Source organism: Plasticicumulans sp., assembly GCF_035331805.1.
Taxonomy (GTDB): Bacteria; Pseudomonadota; Gammaproteobacteria; order Competibacterales; family Competibacteraceae; genus Plasticicumulans.
Map to the genome: position 1 here is coordinate 1 of NZ_DAOLKE010000421.1, position 2813 is coordinate 2813.

The following is a 2813-nucleotide window of genomic DNA, read 5'->3' on the forward strand; positions in this document are numbered from 1 at the left end:
GCCATCGGCATCACCGCCTGCGCCAGCACGTGCAGGCCGGTCGCGAGCAGCGGTGCCGTCTCCGGGCTGAACCCCCACCAGGCGCAGACCGTCGCGGCCACGCGGCTGCCCATCGGGGTCGGGCTGGCGAGTGCGGGCAGCGCGCACATGGCAATGCCGCGGATCGACGTGAGCGTCGTCGCCACGCTTTTGCCGTACGCGGACAGGCGCTCGCCGGCGATGCCGAGTGCAGCGCGGTGCACGGCGAAGGCCGCCGGCCAGTCGGGCGCGGCCAGCGAACGTTCGTCGATCTGCACCAGCACGCTGCCGTCGAGCTGCAGCAGCGTGGTCACGGCGACGTGATCGAGGTCCGGCGTGCCGTCGGCGCCGGTACGCGCGGTCACGAGCTGGGCGCCGTCGCCGTGCAGCAGTTCGGCGAGCAGCGCGCGCAGGCCGGGGCGCGGATAGAAGGCCGGGGCGCCGCTGCGCGAATCGAGCAGGCCGGCCACCCAGCGCGGCGGCTCAGCCGCGGCGCTTGTCGAGGACATTCGAGAACGCGTCGCCGAGCTTGCCGAAGGCCGTGCAGATCGCCTCGAACAGCGCGCGCCAGTGCGTGAGCGCGGTGCCGACGCCATCGGCGTGCAGCGCCTTGACCGCTTCGAACTGCGGATGCAGCAGCAGCGCCGGGTCGATGCCGTTCAGCACGTCGCCGTCGAGGTGGATCGTCGTCTGCATCACGACGCGCTCGCCGCCGAGGTTCCAGAGCTTGCGCAGGCGCATGCGGTCCTCGGGCTGCAGGTCGAAGCCGCGGCCCGGCGTCGTCTGCAGGTGCTGCCAGCCGATGAAGGCCTGCAGCCAGCGCGATTCGCGTGCGATGCGCCGCAGCGGCGCGCGTGCCGGCGATTCGGCCGGGGTCTGCGCGAGCAGCGTCGCGGCAACATCGGCGCAACTGCCGAACAGCGTCGCCCACAGCAGCGCGCCGGCAAAGCGCTCATCGAACGGTCCGGCCCCGCTTTCGAAGGTCGCGGCGTTGCCGGGCGGGTGCAGCGCATTGATCGCATCGGCGAGGTGGCCGTAGGGCGCGGCCAGGCCCGGAAAGGTCTGCGCGATCAGCGCCAGTGCCCGGCCGATCGCGGTGTCGTGCTCGGAAGCCGGCGGCGGCGGGGCCGGCGGTTCGGCCGGAGCGCCGGCATCCTGCAGCACGGCGTCGATGTGCACGGCGGCGACCGAGTCGTCATCGGCGTGCACGGCGTCGATGTGCACGGTGTCGGCGGTCGGATTGCCGGGGATCGGGGCCGGGCCGGCGTCGAGTTGCACGAGCGTGGCGACGTACTTCTCGGCGATCTCGCGCAGCAGCAGCGGATAGGCCGGCGGCTTGCGCGCCGTCATGCCCGGCTTGAGGACCGTGTTGACTTCGAGCGTCATCAGGTCCTGCGCGATGGACAGCGCGATCTGGCGCAGATCGGCCATCGGCGTTCAGTCCTTGCCGGTCGCGAGCGCGATCAGCTTCTCGACGGCGTCGAGGTTGGCCTTGACCGTCGCCTGCGCGCTGGCGACCTGCGACTGGTGGAAGGCGCGCAGCGCATCGTCGGCGCCTTCGCCGAAGTCCGCCGGCACGATGTTCAGGATGTCGCCGCCGACCAGATCGATCGACGTGTACAGCAGCTTGCTGCCGGCGGCCGGTTCGTAGCGGCCGGTGGCGGGGTTTTTCGTTGCCTCGCCGACTGCGGTGGTGATGTCGAGCGTGGTCATGCGCTCGAAGGCGGCGTTGAGCTTTTCGAGCAGCTTGCCGCGGCCCGCGTCGAGTTCGTCGGCCATGATCCGTACCTCGCGTCCCTTCCGTGCGGGCCGGGGCGGACAGCGGGGCGCGGCGTCCGGGCGGCGGCCACCCGCGGCGGGCGTCCGCTTACGTTCTAGTCGCCGCGGCCGGCTTGGCAAGCGCTCACGGCGGCGCCGTCGTTCCACAGCCAGGCGGCGCCGCGCACGCCGCTCGAATCGCCGTGCAGGGCCGGGCGCAGCGGCGTGTCGACGGCATCGGCAAACACGTGCGGCGTCATCAGTGCCGGCACGCGCGCGTAGAGCTCGTCGACGCGCGACAGGCCGCCGCCGAGCACGATGACCTCCGGATCGAGCAGGTTCACCACCGTTGCCAGCGCCCGCGCCAGCCGCTCGCAGTAGCGCGCCAGGCTGGTGGCGGCGGCCGGATCGCCGGCACGGGCGCGTCCGACGATGGTCTCGGCCGGCACGAGCTGCTGCAGGCCGTGCTCGCGGGCGTGGGTGCGCGCGAAGCCGGGGCCGGACAGCCAGGTCTCGATGCAGCCGCTGCGCCCGCACCAGCAGAGCGGCCCCGGATGCTCGCCGATCGCCGGCCACGGCAGCGGGTTGTGTCCCCACTCGCCGGCGATGCCGTTGTGGCCGTTGAGCACGCGCCCGTGCGCCGCCAGCCCGCCGCCGACGCCGGTGCCGAGGATCACCGCGAACACCAGCCCGGCCCCGGCCGCGGCACCGTCGACGGCTTCGGACAGCGCCAGACAGTTGGCATCGTTGGCGAAGCGCAGCGGCCGGTTGAGCAGGGCTTCGAGATCACGCGCCAGCGGCCGGCCGTTCAGGCAGGTCGAATTGGCGTTGCGCATGCGCCCGTCCCGCGGCGAGGCCGAACCCGGCGTGCCGAGCCCGACGCTCGCCCGCCCGCCCAGCTCCTGCTCGGCCGCCTCGACCAGCCCCCGGATCGCCTGCAGCGTCGCGGCGTAATCGCCCTGCGGCGTCGGCACGCGCCGGCGCAGGCATTCGCGGCCGTCGGCATCGAGCGCGAGCAGTTCGATCTTGGTGCCGCC

Annotated in this window: 4 protein-coding genes; all 4 read right to left on the reverse strand. The window is 73.3% G+C overall.

Features of this window, described 5'->3' with window-relative positions; genetic code table 11:
* Positions 1–527: hypothetical protein (locus tag PKE44_RS17815; RefSeq protein ID WP_324553943.1), on the reverse strand; the 527-nt coding region annotated here is incomplete at its 3' end.
* Entirely contained in the window at positions 502–1449 is a 948-nt protein-coding gene (locus PKE44_RS17820; RefSeq protein ID WP_324553945.1) for a hypothetical protein, read from the reverse strand. The genes PKE44_RS17815 and PKE44_RS17820, both read right to left, overlap by 26 nt.
* Positions 1450–1455: 6 nt before the next feature.
* Positions 1456–1797, reverse strand: a complete 342-nt coding sequence (locus PKE44_RS17825; protein WP_324553947.1) for a hypothetical protein — start codon at positions 1795–1797, stop codon at positions 1456–1458.
* A gap of 95 nt (positions 1798–1892) precedes the next feature.
* A partial coding sequence (locus PKE44_RS17830; RefSeq protein ID WP_324553949.1) for an ROK family protein occupies positions 1893–2813 on the reverse strand: 921 nt, incomplete at its 5' end.